Genomic DNA, 15,812 nt, shown 5'->3' on the forward strand with positions numbered 1-15,812 from the left:
TGAGCCGCAAGGGGCGTCGCGCCGCACGGCGTGACGCCCCTTCGCGCCGGACTACGGCATTCCCAAGGAAGCGAGCATGTCAGACACATTCACCACCGCCCCGGCCACCACGGCCGGCGCCGAGCCGATCATCCAGCTGGTCGGCGTCAAGAAATCCTTCGGACCGGTCAGCGTCCTGAAGGGCGTCGACCTGAAGGTCCACCCCGGCAAGGTCACCGCCCTCGTGGGCGACAACGGCGCCGGCAAGTCCACGCTCATCAAGGGCCTCGCCGGCGTGCAGCCCTACGACGAGGGCGAGGTCCTGATCGACGGCCAGCACCGCGATCTGCACGCCCCGCGCGATGCGTCCGGCCTGGGCATCGAGGTCGTCTATCAGGACCTGGCGCTGTGCGACAACCTCGACATCGTGCAGAACATGTTCCTCGGCCGCGAGGAGCTCTCCTTCGGCACCTTCGACGAGGGCCGCATGGAGAAGGAGGCCTCCGACACGCTGCGTTCCCTCTCGGTGCGCACGGTGAAGTCCGTGCGTCAGAAGGTGTCCAGCCTTTCCGGCGGCCAGCGGCAGACCGTGGCGATCGCCCGCGCCGTGCTCAAGAAGGCGCGCGTGGTCATCCTCGACGAGCCGACCGCGGCGCTCGGCGTCGCGCAGACCGAGCAGGTGCTGAACCTCGTCAAGCGCCTGTCGGAGCAGGGCGTCGCAGTGATCCTGATCAGCCACAACCTCGCCGACGTGTTCGAGGTCGCGGACGACATCGCCGTGCTGTACCTCGGCCAGATGGTCGCGCAGATCCCGACGTCCTCGACCACCCGCGACGACGTGGTCGGCTACATCACCGGCACCAAGACACCCGCCGGCGTCTCGATCCTCGACACGTCGACCGTTCGCACCGAAGGAGGCGCGGAATGAGCAGCAACGTCACCCGCACCGAGGCCGCTCCCGACCCACTCGCCAGCGACATGATCGGCAGCGGCGTCGAAGGCGGTGTCGGTGATCAGATCCGCGCGTGGTGGCAGCGCGTGCGAGGCGGCGACATGGGCGCCCTCCCCGCGATCGGCGGCCTCGTCGTCCTCGGAGCACTGTTCTCGATCCTCAGCCCGTTCTTCCTCACCGAACGCAACTTCGCCAACCTTCTCAACCAGGCTGCGACGCTCGTCGTGCTCGGCATGGCGCTCGTGTTCGTGCTGCTGCTCGGCGAGATCGACCTTTCCGCGGGCGTGACCGGCGGCGTTGGCATGGCGCTGTTCGTGGTCCTCAACGCGCAGTTCGGCATCCCGTGGCCGCTGGCGCTGCTGATCGGGTTCGGGTTCGGGTTCCTCACCGGCGCATTGATAGGTTTCTTCGTGGCGAGGGTCGGCATCCCGTCGTTCGTCGTCACCTTGGGCCTCTTCCTGGGCTTCCAGGGTCTCGCGCTGGTCATCATCGGCCCGGGCGGCCTGTTCCGCCTCGAGGTGCCCGAGCTCATCGCGCTTCAGAACGGCAACCTGCCGGTGTGGGGCGGCTGGGCGATGCTGGTGATCATGCTCGCCATCTCGGCGGGGACGTCGTTCTGGGACCGAGCGCGTCGCAAGCGCGCGGGCGTTCCCAACCGGGCTCTGTCGATGGTGTGGATCAAGCTCGCCGCGATCGCCGTCATCGGCGGCATCGTCGTGTATGTGCTGAACCAGAACCGCGGCCAGTCCGTGATCGAGGTCGCCGGGGTGCCGATCGTGGTGCCCGTGGTGCTCGTCATCCTCTGGATCGGCACCTTCCTGCTGGATCGCACCAAGTTCGGCCGCTACATCTACGCGATCGGCGGCAACGCGGAGGCGGCTCGCCGGTCCGGTGTGAAGGTGCGCTGGATCAAGTGGTGGGCGTTCGTGATCTGCTCCAGCCTGGCCGTGTTCTCGGCTCTGCTGAGCGTCGCCCGCGTCGGCTCGGTCGACGCGACCGTCGGGCGCGACATCGTCCTGTCGGGTGTCGCGGCGGCAGTCGTCGGCGGCGTCAGCCTGTTCGGCGGCAAGGGCCGTCTGATGCATGCGGCGATCGGCGCGCTGGTGATCGCGACGATCACCAACGGCCTCGGCCTGCTCAACCTGCCCGCCGGCGTCAACCTGCTGGTCACCGGCGGCGTGCTGATCCTCGCGGCCACCGTCGACGCCCTCTCGAGGGTGCGGTCGGGCGGCGGACGCTAACGCGTCGCGACAGCACGCGACGAGCGCCGGGTGGTGGGCCCACCACCCGGCGCTCTCATGTGTCTAGCGCGATGCGCTCCGTGCGGCGATCACCTCGTCGGCCCACGCCGGTACGAGCTCGCTCGCGAGGCCCGCCCGTGTCTCGTCGAACGCCACGGCCGGGTCGCTGGGCTCGAGGTTCAGCTCCACCGTGCGCGCCCCGAAGGCGGCGGCGAGCGCGACGTATCCCGCAGCCGGATACACCTCCCCCGACGTGCCGATCGAGACGAACACATCGCACGCGACGACCGCCTGCTCGATGCGATCGAGTTCGTACGGCATCTCGCCGAACCAGACCACGTCGGGGCGCAGCATCCGTTCTCCGCATTCCGGGCAGGCTGGGCCGTCGATGAGGTCGGCGTCCCACTGGGGGCGCGATCCGCAGGCCAGGCAGAGCGCGCGCCGCAGCTCGCCGTGCATGTGCACGAGGTTGCGGGTGCCGGCGCGCTCGTGCAGGTCGTCGACGTTCTGCGTGACCACCAGCAGGTCGTCGCCGATCGCTCCCTCCAGCCGGGCGAGCGCGCGGTGCGCGGCATTCGGGACGACGGATGCCACGGCCCGCCGTCGCGCGTCATAGAACGCCTGAACGCGGTCGGGGTCGCGCTCGAACCCCTCCGGCGTCGCGACGTCTTCGATGCTGTGCCCTTCCCAGAGCCCGTCGGCCCCGCGGAACGTGGGCACGCCGCTTTCGGCCGAGATGCCTGCGCCGGTCAGTACGACGATGCGGTTCATCGCACGGTGGCGGGCGCGACGTGCGACAGCACGCGCTCCCAGACGTCGGCCAGGATGAGCCGCGCATCGGGATCGTCCGTCCTCGGCACCATCTCCACCCGCGCCGACGCCAGGTGCTTCTTGAACCACTCCGCGGCGCCTGACGCGGCGGTCGGATCCGCCTGGCCGTTCATGAGGAGCGTTTTCGCGGCGATGCGGTCGAGGAGCTCAGCGACCTCGCTCGCACCGAGCTCGGACTCCGGCCGGGGGACGGCGACGAGCGCCAGCCTGTCGACGTTCTCGCCGAGATGGGCCGCGACCATGACCGCGAGCTCGCCGGCCTCGCCGACTCCCACGAGACCGACCGGGCGCCCGTGCGACTCCTCCGTGACGAACCGCGCGATGGCGCTCGCGGTCGCTTCTGCAGGGGTCGCGCCACGGTAGGCGGCGGGATCGTCGATGTCGTCGATCGTGAGCCCCACCGCGACGATCCTCGCGTCACGCCGTGCGGTGGCATCCGGGCGTGGATCAGACAGGGTCGAGACCCCTGAACGCAGCAGCACGACGGTCCGCTCCGCGCCGGGCGCCCCGAAGCTGCGGTTCTCGTACGAGGCGTCGGGTGCGGCTCCCTTGGTCATGGCGAAATTCTACGTTCACCGACGCCCTGCCACCGCGAGAATCCGGTGGAGGGCCGAGACCGTGGGTACCACCCACGGTCTCGGCCCCCGGTTGGATTCTCGCGGAGAGAGGTCGTCGAGTCGGGTCAGGCCATCAGCGGGATGGCGCCGACCACCACGCCGACCGCGAGCATTGCGAGCGACACGATCGTGGCGCGCCACAGCACCTTCTTGTGGTGGTCGCCGAGGTTCACGCTCGCCAGCGACACCAGCAGGAGGATCGCCGGCACCAGCGGGCTCTGCAGGTGCACGGGCTGGCCGGTGATCGATGCCCGCGCCATCTCGACCGGGGCGATCCCGAAGTGCTCCGCGCTCTGCGCGAGCACCGGCAGGATGCCGTAGTAGAACGCGTCGTTCGACATGAAGAACGTGAACGGGATCGACAGGATGCCGGTGATCACGGCAAGGAACGGGCCGAGCGAAGCCGGGATCACGGTCGTGATCCAGGTGGCCATGGCGTCGACCATGCCCGTGCCGTTCAGCACGCCGACCAGCACGCCGGCGGCCAGCACCATCGACACGACGCCGACGATGCTCGGAGCGTGCGCGACGATCTCGTCGGCCTGGCTCTTGAGCTTTCGGAAGTTGACCACCAGCGCGATCGCGGCGCCGACCATGAAGACATACGCGAGCGGGAAGATGTCGAGCACCAGCAGCACCATCACCACGAGCGTGAGCGCCAGGTTGAACCAGATCAGCTTCGGCCGAAGCGTCGCGCGGTTGGGGTCGAGCATCGTGTCCGCCATGGCGGTGTCCTCACGGTCCACCACCGCGGTCGCCGCGGGCACGCCGCCGTGACCGCCGGCGAGGGTGACGATGTTGCCGGTGCGCAGCGTCGCACGGGCACCAGGCTTCGTGTCGGCGCCGCGGAAGATCCGCGGGCCGGCGAGCGAGCCGCCGTCCCCGAGGCGCGAGGCGTCGATGCTGCCGATGCGCTTGCGCTCCGACAGGCCGAGGAACCACGAGAACGTCAGCGCGATGACCAGGCCGGCCGCGAGGGACGGCAGCATCGGCACGAAGATGTCGGTCGGCTGCAGGCCCAGCGCGGTCGCAGCACGCACGGTCGGACCACCCCACGGCACGATGTTGAGCGTGCCGTTCATGAGGCCTGCGACGCACGTGAGCACGACCGGGCTCATGCCCAGACGGAGGTAGATCGGCAGCATCGCGGAGGTCGTGATGATGAACGTCGTGGACCCGTCGCCGTCGAGCGACACCGCTCCCGCGAGGATCGCCGTGCCGAGCACGACCTTGGCCGGGTCGTCGCCGAGCAGTCGCGTGATCGCGCGGATCAACGGATCGAACAGCCCGACGTCGATCATGATGCCGAAGTACATGATCGCGAACATGAGGAGGGCGGCCGTCGGAGCCATGCTTCCGATGGCGTCGATGATCATGTCGCCGAGCCCGAGCCCCGCACCGGCGAACAGGCCGAACACGGTGGGCACGAGGATGAGCGCGACCATCGGCGTGAGCCGCCGCGTCATGATGAGCGCCATGAACACGAGCACCATCGTGAACCCGAGGGCTACCAGCACCCATTCGGGTGGGACGAAGGCTGTCGCGTAGCCTTCGTCGGCCTCGGCGGCCTGGAGGAGGAACGGTGCTGCCGCGTTCATGTCGACTCCTTCGTCGTGGGGTGCGTCAGGTCTCCCGCACCATTTCGCGGTGCGTCTGAGTGAGGTTAGGGTCGAGCGCCGGACCAGCGCGCGGTAAGTCGCATTCCCTCACGTTCTGCGCGTAGCGTGTGTTCTGCGCATTCTGCTCACGCGCACTCCGCTCACACACCCAGGAGGTGCCATGCGCTTCGCGACACGGCTGCTGCTGGTCCAGCTGGCGACGGTCGCCGCCGTCGTCGCCGTGTGTGCACTCGTCTTCGGTTGGCTGGGCGTGCGTCAGCTGCGCGCGGAGTCCGAGGCAGCCGCGCTCAACATCGCCCGCACCGTCGCCGAGGACCCCGACGTCAAGTCCCTCGTCGCCGAGTTCTCAGCGGACCCGGGAACTCCGGATGCCGCGCACCTCCGTGACGGTCCGCTGCAGCAGATCGCCACCGATGTGGCCGACCGCACCGACGCGCTGTTCGTCGTCATCACCGACGATCACGGCATCCGTCTCGCCCACCCGAATCAGGACCTGCTCGGCCAAGTGGTCTCGACACCCTTCGCCGAGGTGCTCGAGGGCAACGAGGTGGTCGACTGGGAGGTCGGCACCCTCGGCGAGTCCGCTCGCGCGAAGGTGCCGATCTACGCCGAGGCCGGAGGCACTCCGGCGGGCGAGGTCAGCGTCGGCTTCGAGCGTGCGAGCGTGTTCGACGACCTCCCTGCGCTCCTGACGACGATCGCGGTCGCCGCGCTCGGCGGAGTGGCTCTGGCGACGCTGGCGACACTGCTCCTGCGGCGGCGCTTCGAACGGCTGACCCTCGGACTCCAGCCCGAGGAGCTCGTGGCGCTCGTGCAGAACCAGGCCGCGGTGCTCGAAGGAGTCGGAGACGGCGTCGTCGCCCTCGATCCCGACGGTGTGGTCCGCGTGTGCAATCAGGCCGCGGAACGGATGCTGGGACTCGACGACCCCGTCGGCCGCCGGTTCGACGAGCTGGCGCTGCCGGAAGACGTGCTCCGGGCCGTGCGCGAGGGCGCCACCGCCGTGGAGGCTGTCGTGGGCGACCGCGTGCTGTACCTCGACACGCGTCCGGTGCGCCGCGACGCCCGCGCGCTCGGCGAGATCGTCGTGGTGCGCGACCGCACCGATGTCGAGGCGCTCGCCGGGCGGCTCGAGACCGTCCGCGCCATGACCGAGGCTCTGCGCGTGCAGCGGCACGAGTTCGCCAATCGCCTGCACGTCGCATCCGGGCTGATCGACGCCGACCGCGTCGACGAGGCGCGCGCGTTCCTCGGCGACCTCACCGAGCGCGGAGCCGTCGACTTCGCCGTCGCCGGCCTCGAGCGGGTTCCCGACGCCTTCCTCCAGTCCCTTCTGGGCGCGACGGGCGCGGCGGCGCGTGAACGGGGCGTGAGCGTGCGGGTCTCCGACGACACCCTGCTGCTGAGCGAGGTCGCGCTCCCGGAGGACGTCGCGGCGATCCTCGGCAACCTGATCGGCAATGCGGTCACCGCGGCCGTGGCCGGCGATGAACCCCGCTGGGTCGAGGTCGCGCTGCTCGACGACGACGATGAGCTCGTGGTCACGGTCGCCGACTCGGGCCGCGGCATCCGTCCGCCCGGGAGCGATCCGTTCATCCGCGCCGGATCTCGCGAGGCCGATCCAGGTCGCAACGACGCGGTGCACGGACACGGCTACGGTCTGCCCCTCTCCCGGGACCTCGCCCGCCGTCACGGCGGCGACGTGTGGGTCATCGATGCCGGCGGCCACGGTTCGGGCGCCGTGTTCGGCGCGCGACTTCCGGGCGCGCTGCGCCGCGACACCGCTGTCCGCCGACAGGAGAAGAACGCATGAGTCAGCCCATCCGTGTGCTCGTCGTCGACGACGACTTCCGCGTCGCCGGACTGCACCGCGACGTCGTCGCCTCCCGCACCGGCTTCACCGCGCTGGACCCCGTGCATTCGCTGGGGGCCGCGCGCCAGGCCGTGCGCGCCCACGCCCCCGACCTGCTGCTCGTGGACGCCTTCCTCCCCGACGGCGACGGAGTCGAATTCATCGCGGGTGTCGACGTGGATGCGTTCGTGCTGTCGGCTGCGACGGATGCTGCGACTGTCCGTCGCGCGCTGCGCGCCGGCGCGCTCGCGTACCTGACGAAGCCGTTCGACGCCCGCGTGCTGGCGGAGCGCCTCGACCGCTACGCCCGCATGCGGAATCTCCTCGCCACCGACCGTCCACTGGAGCAGGAGCAGATCGACCGCGCCCTGACGATCCTCCACGGCAGTGCGGAACCTGCCTCCGTCGCCCGATCGGCGACGGAGCAGCGGATCCTCGAGGGCCTCGGCGACGACGAGGCGTCCGCGGCCGAGGTCGCCGAGCGGGTGGGCATCTCGCGCGCGACCGCGCAGCGACACCTCGCCACGCTCGCCGCACGCGGCCAAGTCGAGGTGCGGCTGCGATACGGCACCACGGGGAGGCCGGAGCACCGCTACGTCTCCGCCCGCGGATGACGGGGTGCGGCCCTCACCCTCGAAGCAGGGCGCGGAGCGACTCGATCGTGTCGGCTTCATCGGGACGCTTGTCGGGGCGGTAGCCCTTCACACGCGCGAAGCGCAGGGCGACACCGCCCGGGTACCGCGTCGATCGCTGCACGCCGTCGATGGCGATCTCGACCACCGTCTCGGGGCGCACGTGCACCGCGTACGCCGAGCGGTGGGTCTCGATGGTCGGGAAGTGCTCGCTCTGCCACCGCAGCGTCGCGTCGGTGAGCCCCTTGAAGGTCTTCCCCACCATCACGAAGCCGCCCGGTTCGCCGAACATCCCCTCCGGGTCGCGGGCACCCAGGTGCAGGTTCGACAGCAGCCCGGTGCGACGGCCGGACCCCCATTCGACGGCGAGCACCACGAGGTCGTAGGTGAGCACCGGCTTGACCTTGAGCCAGCTCTTGCCGCGCCGTCCGGCGGCGTAGGGAGCGTCGAGCGCCTTGACCATGACGCCCTCGTGGCCCGCGGCGAGCGCCTGACGCGAGAACTCCTCGGCCTTCACCGGGTCGTCGGTGACGACGCCCGGCATGCGTGCGTCGCCGACAGCTCGATCGAGCAGCTCGAGGCGCGTCGCCAGCGGCTCGTCGATCAGGTCGCGTCCGTCGAGGTGGAGGATGTCGAAGAACCACGGCCTCAGGACGGTGGCCGCCGCGTCGTCGCCCATCGATCCGAACCGCGACATCGTGTCTTGGAACGGCCGCGGGCCGCCGTCCTCGTCGAGCGACAGCGTCTCGCCGTCGAGGATCACCCGCTCGGCGGGCAGTGCCCGCACCGCCTCGACGAGCTCGGGCACGCGGTGGGTGATGTCGGCGAGGCTGCGCGTGAAGACTCGGACGTCGTCGCCGTCGCGGTGCACCTGGATGCGTGCACCGTCGAGCTTGTACTCGACGGATGCTGCGGCCCCGAGCGTCTCGAGCGCCTCGCTCGTCGATCCCGCCGTCGCGGCGAGCATCGGCAGCACACCGCGCCCCACTTGGAGGCCGACCGCGGAGAGTTCATCGGCGTCGCCGGTGAGCGCGATGCGCGCGGTCGCGCCCAGGTCGCCGGACAGCATCGCGGCCCTCCGCACGACGGGCGCCTCGCGCTCGGAACCCTTCGCGATCGCATCGAGGAGCACACCCTCGAGCGCACCGGTGCGCAGCTCGCCGATCATGACGCGCGCCAGGAAGTCCCACTCCTCGGCGGTGGCGGCGCTCGCGAGTGCGTCGAGCTCGCCGCGGCGCGCGAGGACCGAGCCCGGGCCATCGGCCCCCGCCAGTCGGCTGAGGGATGCGTCGACATCGAGCACGGTCAGCGTCGGCGTATCGGCGTGTACGACATCGAGGCCGGTGAGACTGCGCCACCCGACGCCGAGCCGCCCCTGCCGCGGGTTGGCGGTGAGGAAACCGATGGCGGGAGCGACCTCATCCGGCTGAAGCCCGCGCAGCAACGTGGCGAGGACGGCGATCTTGGCCAAGCGCGACGAGGTCGACGCGACCTCGCCCGTCGCGGTCACCAGCTCGTTCAGCAGCACATCGGCATTCTGGCACCGGTCCCCGACACCTGTCCCGGGCTCGACGGCTGTGCCGCCGCTGGGCGACCGACCGATCGTGGGCCGCGACCGGCCGACTCATCGGCCGCGTCCGACTGTTCCGCTCGTGCCCCACAGGGCCCACACGACGAGCAGCGGCTGCAGCAGCAGCCGGACGAACCGGGCCCGATCGGTGCGCAGCATGGGCGCCGGCCGGCGCGTCCGCCACTGATGGACGTTGCCAGGGAAGACCGCCACGAAGAACGCGGCCACCGCCCGACCCACGCGGCGGCGCTCGGCGGGAAGCGCCACGAGAGCACCGCCCAGCATCAGCTCGACGACGCCTGACGCGACGACGATCGTGTCCTCGTCGGTGTGGAAGAGCCGCGTCGCCCAGTCGGGGACGACGATGCGGTAGCCGCGCCTCCCCCACGTCAGGTGCGACGCGCCCGCGGTCACCAGCAGCGCCGCGAGCGCCCAGCAAGCGATGATCCGCGTCACGCGACTGCCCCACGGACCGCGTCGATGAACCGGAGGTGCTCATCGAGGCTGCCCGAGGCGGTGATCGCTCGGAGGACCACCTCGTCGGCGGCGGCGCGATAGGCGGCGATCCGGTCACGCAGCGCGACAGGTCGGATGACGGTGTCCGCCGCCTCGACACCCAGGCGCGCGAAGTTCGCCGCGTACGCGGGGTACCCGGTGTAGCGCCGTGCCTCCTCGTCGAGCGCCGCTGTCGCGGCGGGGTCGGCAGCCGTCCGCACGTACAGCGCGACGTGTGCCGCGCCGGCCCGCTCGTGCGCCCGGCGTGCCTGCTCCGCAGCGATCTTCGGTGTCAGCCAGCTGAGCAGGAGCCCGTCAGACGCCTCCGCCCCCGCGCGCCGCATCCTCGGGCCGAGAGCGCCGACCACGACGCGCGCCTCGGTGCGCGCGCGGAGGGCGGTGGCAGCATCCGTCACGCTTTCGACCGCCCCGGAACGAAGCTGCCCCGAACCGATTCCGAGCATGAGCCGGTCGGCGGGGATTCCTGCGGCGCCCGCGAGGATGTCGTCGGGCGTGCGACGGTCGATCGGGAGCACTCCCGTGGCGAGCACGAGCCGCTCGGTCGCGCCCGCGGCGGCAGCGAGCACGGCGAGTGCATCATGTCCGGGGGTGTCGTTGACCCACAACGCGTGCAGTCCTGCGGCCTCGGCGGCCGCCGCGACGCGCGCTCCGACGTCGGCGCCGGCCGCCGCAGCGATCCCGATCGAGAGCGCCGCGATCATGCTACGCGCACGCCGACGAGGCGGGAGACCTCGGCGGCCGCCCGGTAGAACTCGGCGATGTCGCTGCGCGACGAGGGCAGGAGCACCACGTCGTCCACCCCTGCGTCGAAGAAGCGCTGCGCGCCCGCGGCGACGTCTGCCGGCTCGCCCCACAGCGCGCGCTCGGCGGGATCGGGCTTGTCGCCCACGTCGGTGATCGCCCGGGCCTCGGCATCCGCGCCGAAGGCGGTGACGACGTAGGCCACCACGTCGTGGTCACCGGCGCGACCCGACGCGGCCCGCGCCTCGCGAATGGCGGCGGTGGCGATGGCGTACTCCCCTGCCGTGTGCCCGCTGTCGAGCACGGTGCCGTCGGCCACCTCGCCGCTCAGCCGCAGCGTCTTGGGACCCTCTGCGGCCGCATACACGAGCGGCGGTGCGACCGGCGGATAGTCCAGGCGCACGTCGCGGACGGTGACATAGCGTCCGTCGACGCTCACCTGGTCGCCCGCGAGCAGGCTGCGCAGCGTCGGCACGTACTCGCGCATCAGGGTCAGCGGCGAGGCGACGCGCGCCCCGACCTGCCCCATCCAGTCGAGCACGCCGTGACCGACGCCCGGAAGGAGCCGACCGGGGAACAGCCGCTCGACCGTGGCGATCTCCATCGCCGTCGCGGCGACGTTCCTCAGCGGCATCGGAGCGATCCCGATGCCGATGCGCAACGTCTCGGTCCACGCGAGGGCCGCGCCCACCGTGGCGAAGGCGGACTGGCGGAAGCAGTCCTCCCAGATCCAGAGCTCGGGCAGGCCCGCCGACTCGGCGGCCAGCACCGCGTCGCGGAACTCGTCGGGGGTGTGGGTGTACGGATTGAAGATCGCGCCGATGCGGGTCATGAACCCACTCTGTCAGGTGCCACCGACCCGCACCGCGGCCGCCGGCATCCGTGCACCCGCATCTTCGACAGGTCAACCGGGGTTCTACAGGAGAATTCGGGCTGGATCTGTCCGGCGCAGCTCCGGTTGACCTGTCGAAGCGGAGGAACGCCCACCCCCATGCATGCCGAGAGGCGCCGGGCCCGAGGGCCCGGCGCCTCTCTGCCCACCGTGTCGGGTCAGGCGGCCACCGCGAAGGGCGAACCGGCGACCACCGACAGCGCCGCCGCCGAGGCATCCACCGTCACCGTCCCGCCGTCCACGAGCGCGCCCGTGACGAACAGGTCGGCGATGCGGTCGTCCACCTCGCGCTGGATGAGCCGCCGCAGCGGCCGCGCGCCGTACTCGGGCTCGTAGCCGTTCGAGGCGAGCCAGGCCACCGCCGAGTCCGTCACGACCAGCGACACCTCGCGCCTTGCGAGCCGCGCGTCGGACGCGCCCAGCAGCAGACGCACGATGTTCTGCAGCTGCGGCTCCTCGAGCTTGCGGAACAGCACGATCTCGTCGATGCGGTTGAGGAACTCCGGCCGCATCGCCTCGCGCAGCTTGCTGAAGACGCGGTCGCGGAGGTCCTTCTCGGATCCGAAGCCGGTCGCCCCTCCCCCGTCGGCGAGGAACCCGATCGCGCCGCCGCGCGACGCGAGGAACTCCGAGCCGAGGTTCGAGGTCATGACGACCACTGTGTTGCGGAAGTCGACCGTGCGCCCCTGGCCATCGGTGAGGCGCCCGTCGTCGAGCACCTGCAGCAGCAGGTTGAACACGTCGGGGTGCGCCTTCTCGATCTCGTCGAACAGCACGATCGAGTACGGGTTGCGCCGCACGCGCTCGGTGAGCTGTCCGGCCTCGTCGTAGCCGACGTATCCGGGAGGGGCGCCGACGAGGCGGGACACGGTGTGCCGCTCGCCGAACTCGCTCATGTCGAACCGGATCACCGCGGTGTCGTCGTCGAACAGCGAGCCTGCCAGGGCCTTCGCGAGCTCCGTCTTGCCGACACCGGTCGGGCCGAGGAAGAGGAACGACCCGACCGGACGCCGGGCGTCGCCCATGCCGGTGCGGTTGCGGCGGACCGCCTTGGCGACGGCGGTCACGGCGTCGTCCTGCCCGATCACGCGGTCGTGCAGCTCGTCCTCGAGGGACGCCAGCCTCTCACGCTCGGTCTCGGTCAGGCGGTTCACGGGGATGCCGGTGGCCCGGCTGATCACCGCGGCGATCTCGGGTTCGTCCACGATGGCGTCGGTGCGCACGGCGGCGCCCGCGGCAGTGGCACGCTCGAGGCGGTCCTGCACCTCGGCGATCCGGTCGCGGATCTGCGACGCCTCCTCGTAGTGCTCCGCCGACACTGCGGCGTTCTTGTCGGCCTCGAGCGTCGCGAGCCGCTCGATCAGCCCGCTCACGTCCACCTTCGACCCGAGGCGCAACCGCAGCCGGGCGCCCGCCTGGTCGATGAGGTCGATGGCCTTGTCGGGCAGCACGCGCTCGGTGAGGTACCGGTCGCTGAGCTCGACGGCCGCACGGAGGGCCTCGTCGGTGTAGACGATGCCGTGGTGCTCCTCGTAGGCCGGCTTGAGGCCGCGGAGGATGAGCACGGCGTCCTCGATCGACGGCTCGCCCACGCGCACCGGCTGGAACCGCCGCTCGAGCGCGGGGTCCTTCTCGATGACGCGGTACTCCTTGAGCGTGGTCGCCCCTACGAGGTGCAGCTCGCCGCGCGCGAGGCGGGGCTTCAGGATGTTGCCCGCGTCCATGCCGCCGTCACCGGCACCACCGGCGCCGACCACCGTGTGCACCTCGTCGATGAACACGATCAGCTCGCCCTTGTGCGCGGCGATCTCGTCCATCGTCTTGGTGAGGCGCTCCTCGAAGTCGCCGCGGTAGCGGGTGCCTGCGAGCATCGCCGGCAGGTCGAGGGCGACCACGCGCTTGCCCAGCAGCTGCTCGGGCACGGAGCCGTCGACGATCGCCTGGGCGAGGCCCTCGACGATCGCGGTCTTGCCGACGCCCGCCTCGCCGACGAGCACGGGGTTGTTCTTGGTGCGGCGGCTGAGGATCTCGATCGTCTGCTCGATCTCGTCGGCGCGCCCGATCACCGGGTCGAGTTCGCCCGCGACGGCGCGCGCCGTCAGGTCGGTGCCGTACGTGTCGAGCATGGGGGTGTCGGATGCTGCGCCCTCGGGCCGCATCTGCGCTTGCGTGCTCTCGCCCGGCGTCACGGTCTCGCGCGCGCCCTGCATGAGCGCCTCGGCCGTCACGCCGGCGCGGGCCAGCACCTGGCCGGCGGGCGTGTCCTGCGCGAGCACGAGCGCGAAGAAGAGGTGCTCGGGGTCGACGTAGGTCGAGCCCGACGAGCGGGCGACCTGGAAGGCATGGAACAGCGCACGCTGCACCGACGAGGTCACGACGGCCCCGTCGACGTCCGCCGCCGCCGTGGCGGCGGGCAGGCGCTCCTCGGTGGCGCGCGCGATCGCGTCGGCGTCCGCGCCGATGCGCTGGACGGCGTCCCGCGCCGGCGCCTCGCTCACGAGCATGCGGAGCACGTGCAGGGCGTCGAGCTCCTGCTGGCCGCGGTCGAGCGCGTACTTGCCGGCCCGCTGGAGGAGCTCCTGCGTGCGGGCGCCGAGGTAGCGGCTCAGGTCGATCGAGCGCTCGGCGCGCGCGCGCTCGCCCGCGAGGTAGCGCGCCAGGAACTCGTCGAACGAGCTCGCGTCGTCGCCGGCATGGGGGGTGAAGTCTTCTGGCATTCCATCTCTCCTGAAACTTGAGCGGAGGAGTATCAAGTTTTGAACTTGATACAGACATTGTCAAGTTCAACCGCTCACGTCCGCACGTATTCCCCAGCGCCGGATGTCGCACCCCCGGCGTAACGTCTCGTCTACGGGGGACCTGCTTCAGAGACGAGAGGGAACACGATGGACTGGAAGATCGAGCTCATCTTCGTGCCGGTGACGGATGTCGATCGCGCGAAGGAGTTCTACGAGCGGATCGGCTTCAACGCCGATCACGATCAGACGCCCGTCGACGGACTCCGCTTCGTGCAGATGACTCCGCCCGGCTCCGCGTGCTCCATCGCCTTCGGCACCGGGCTGGGCAACGATCTCGAGCCCGGCCGCCAGAACACGATCCAGGTCGTCGTGCCCGACGCCGACGAAGCGCTCGCGCATCTGCGCGCCAACGGCGTCGAGGGGCGCGGCGTCGACGAGCAGGACTGGGGCAGGTTCGTGCAGTTCGACGACCCCGACGGCAACACCTGGACCCTGCAGCAGTTGCCCGCCTGGCGCTGAGCCGCGGCACCGCCACTGATCACGACGCGACTCGGCCGCCTCGCTCCCGAGGGAGAGAGGCGGCCGGGGTCGGGTGTCGTCAGTCGCGACCTCCGGGCGGGCCCAGGATGAGGAGCACGACGAACAGCAGCACGACCGCGAGCGCGATCAAGGCGCCGAGCACCCAGGGCCGCCGCAGGAACCACCGCATCAGCCGGTCGTACCAGGTGGCGTCGCGCGGGTCGTCGGTGGCCTCGAGGCGCCAGGCACCCGCGAGGCGGCCGCTGCGCTGGAGCCACAGCTCCGCCGGGATCGTGGCGTACGGGATGACGGCGCTCACGAGCGCGAGCACCGTGGGTCCGACGCGCCAGCGGTTGTTGAGGGCGACGAGGATCACGGTCGCGCCGTACGACAGGAAGATGAAACCGTGGATGCCGCCGCCGATCGTGACGCCGAGCGCCCAGTCGGTGGTGGCGCGGATCACGAGACCGGCGATGAGGAGCGTCCACGAGATCGCCTCGAGGATCGCGAGCGCACGGAACAGGGTGTGAGGGTTTCGGAACACACCTTCAGCCTAACTGAAAGCGCTTCAGGCTTTCTGAAGGTTGGCCGTGCGCGGCATCCCGACCTATTCGGGCGCGAGCCCGAACGGCTGTTCGTGCAGCCCTTCCAGCGCAGTGGCGAGCGCCGGCGCCCCCGCGGCGAGCCCGGCGTCGAGGGCCGCCAGCCGCTGCTCGGCGGCCTGCAGCACCTCGCTCCCCCGGTCGGTCACGCGCAGATCGGAGGCCGCGCCCGCGTGCTTCGTCGCATCCGCGACGAGCCCGTCGGCGACAAGGGTCTGCACGGCGGTGTGCGCCGACTGCACGGTGATCTGCGAGCGCCGCGCGAGCTCGCTGAACGAGATGCCCGGCGTCGCCTCGATGTGGGCGAGCAGCCCGTACTTGCGGGTCGTGAGGCCGAGGTCGCGCAGCTGAGCGCCGAGGTGCGCGTCCCACACTGCGGCCACGGTCAGCAGTGAGATGACGGGACTGAACGCACGGTCTGGCACCGTTGAATGCTAGTCCCGCTGCCGCGGGACGGCACGCATTCGCCCGCAGTTCCCGGAACCGGACGCGGCCGGTCCGGCTACCGTGG

Annotated in this window: 15 protein-coding genes; 5 read left to right on the top strand and 10 right to left on the bottom strand. The window is 71.0% G+C overall.

Annotated features, from left to right (window positions below):
* The first annotated feature begins 76 nt into the window (after nucleotides 1–76).
* Nucleotides 77–907 carry an ATP-binding cassette domain-containing protein gene (locus tag J2Y46_RS18685; RefSeq protein ID WP_045299905.1) on the top strand — a complete coding sequence of 277 codons (831 nt, stop codon included), beginning with the start codon at nucleotides 77–79 and terminating at the stop codon, nucleotides 905–907.
* Complete coding sequence (locus tag J2Y46_RS18690) at nucleotides 904–2,172, top strand: sugar ABC transporter permease (protein WP_045299908.1); 1,269 nt, start codon at nucleotides 904–906, stop codon at nucleotides 2,170–2,172. The genes J2Y46_RS18685 and J2Y46_RS18690 overlap by 4 nt, the downstream gene beginning before the upstream one ends.
* A gap of 63 nt (nucleotides 2,173–2,235) precedes the next feature.
* On the opposite strand, the gene J2Y46_RS18695 is transcribed toward J2Y46_RS18690, so the two are convergent.
* From J2Y46_RS18695 to J2Y46_RS18705, 3 genes are all read right to left on the bottom strand, one after another.
* Nucleotides 2,236–2,943, bottom strand: coding sequence for an NAD-dependent deacylase (locus tag J2Y46_RS18695; RefSeq protein WP_045299910.1), 708 nt, complete (start codon nucleotides 2,941–2,943; stop codon nucleotides 2,236–2,238).
* Nucleotides 2,940–3,560, bottom strand: coding sequence for a hypothetical protein (locus J2Y46_RS18700; RefSeq protein WP_310244420.1), 621 nt, complete (start codon nucleotides 3,558–3,560; stop codon nucleotides 2,940–2,942). Before J2Y46_RS18700 ends, J2Y46_RS18695 begins: the two co-directional genes overlap by 4 nt.
* A gap of 125 nt (nucleotides 3,561–3,685) precedes the next feature.
* On the bottom strand, nucleotides 3,686–5,218 hold the full coding sequence (locus J2Y46_RS18705; protein ID WP_310244422.1) for a CitMHS family transporter: 1,533 nt from the start codon (nucleotides 5,216–5,218) through the stop codon (nucleotides 3,686–3,688).
* A gap of 181 nt (nucleotides 5,219–5,399) precedes the next feature.
* On the opposite strand from J2Y46_RS18705, the gene J2Y46_RS18710 reads away from it, so the two are divergent.
* The gene (locus tag J2Y46_RS18710) at nucleotides 5,400–7,052 is read left to right on the top strand and encodes a sensor histidine kinase (RefSeq protein WP_310244425.1); all 1,653 of its coding nucleotides are present in this window, start codon (nucleotides 5,400–5,402) and stop codon (nucleotides 7,050–7,052) included.
* Nucleotides 7,049–7,705 (top strand): response regulator, encoded by a 657-nt coding sequence (locus J2Y46_RS18715; protein WP_045299916.1) that lies wholly within the window; start codon nucleotides 7,049–7,051, stop codon nucleotides 7,703–7,705. Before J2Y46_RS18710 ends, J2Y46_RS18715 begins: the two co-directional genes overlap by 4 nt.
* 13 nt (nucleotides 7,706–7,718) lie before the next feature.
* Here J2Y46_RS18715 and J2Y46_RS18720 read toward each other — a convergent pair whose 3' ends face one another.
* The 5 genes from J2Y46_RS18720 to J2Y46_RS18740 form a co-directional block, all read right to left on the bottom strand.
* Nucleotides 7,719–9,251 (bottom strand): ATP-dependent DNA ligase, encoded by a 1,533-nt coding sequence (locus J2Y46_RS18720; RefSeq protein ID WP_310244428.1) that lies wholly within the window; start codon nucleotides 9,249–9,251, stop codon nucleotides 7,719–7,721.
* A gap of 96 nt (nucleotides 9,252–9,347) precedes the next feature.
* A complete protein-coding gene (locus tag J2Y46_RS18725) occupies nucleotides 9,348–9,749 on the bottom strand; it encodes a hypothetical protein (protein ID WP_310244431.1) in 402 nt (133 codons plus the stop codon).
* Nucleotides 9,746–10,510, bottom strand: a complete 765-nt coding sequence (locus J2Y46_RS18730) for an LLM class flavin-dependent oxidoreductase (RefSeq protein ID WP_310244434.1) — start codon at nucleotides 10,508–10,510, stop codon at nucleotides 9,746–9,748. Before J2Y46_RS18730 ends, J2Y46_RS18725 begins: the two co-directional genes overlap by 4 nt.
* Nucleotides 10,507–11,382, bottom strand: a complete 876-nt coding sequence (locus J2Y46_RS18735; protein WP_310244436.1) for an LLM class flavin-dependent oxidoreductase — start codon at nucleotides 11,380–11,382, stop codon at nucleotides 10,507–10,509. The genes J2Y46_RS18730 and J2Y46_RS18735 overlap by 4 nt, the downstream gene beginning before the upstream one ends.
* Before the next feature lie 218 nt (nucleotides 11,383–11,600).
* Nucleotides 11,601–14,159, bottom strand: coding sequence for an ATP-dependent Clp protease ATP-binding subunit (locus J2Y46_RS18740; protein WP_310244439.1), 2,559 nt, complete (start codon nucleotides 14,157–14,159; stop codon nucleotides 11,601–11,603).
* Between the two features lie 168 nt (nucleotides 14,160–14,327).
* On the opposite strand from J2Y46_RS18740, the gene J2Y46_RS18745 reads away from it, so the two are divergent.
* A complete protein-coding gene (locus J2Y46_RS18745) occupies nucleotides 14,328–14,699 on the top strand; it encodes a VOC family protein (protein WP_045299928.1) in 372 nt (123 codons plus the stop codon).
* A 79-nt stretch (nucleotides 14,700–14,778) separates the two neighbouring features.
* Here the strand turns inward: J2Y46_RS18745 and J2Y46_RS18750 are convergent, their stop codons facing one another.
* Together J2Y46_RS18750 and J2Y46_RS18755 are read right to left on the bottom strand one after the other, a co-directional pair.
* The gene (locus J2Y46_RS18750) at nucleotides 14,779–15,243 is read right to left on the bottom strand and encodes a DUF3817 domain-containing protein (protein WP_310244442.1); all 465 of its coding nucleotides are present in this window, start codon (nucleotides 15,241–15,243) and stop codon (nucleotides 14,779–14,781) included.
* A gap of 63 nt (nucleotides 15,244–15,306) precedes the next feature.
* Nucleotides 15,307–15,726, bottom strand: a complete 420-nt coding sequence (locus J2Y46_RS18755; protein WP_082497048.1) for a MarR family winged helix-turn-helix transcriptional regulator — start codon at nucleotides 15,724–15,726, stop codon at nucleotides 15,307–15,309.
* Nucleotides 15,727–15,812 lie beyond the last annotated feature (86 nt).

It is taken from the genome of Microbacterium sp. BE35, assembly GCF_031457705.1.
Lineage (GTDB): Bacteria > Actinomycetota > Actinomycetes > Actinomycetales > Microbacteriaceae > Microbacterium > Microbacterium trichothecenolyticum.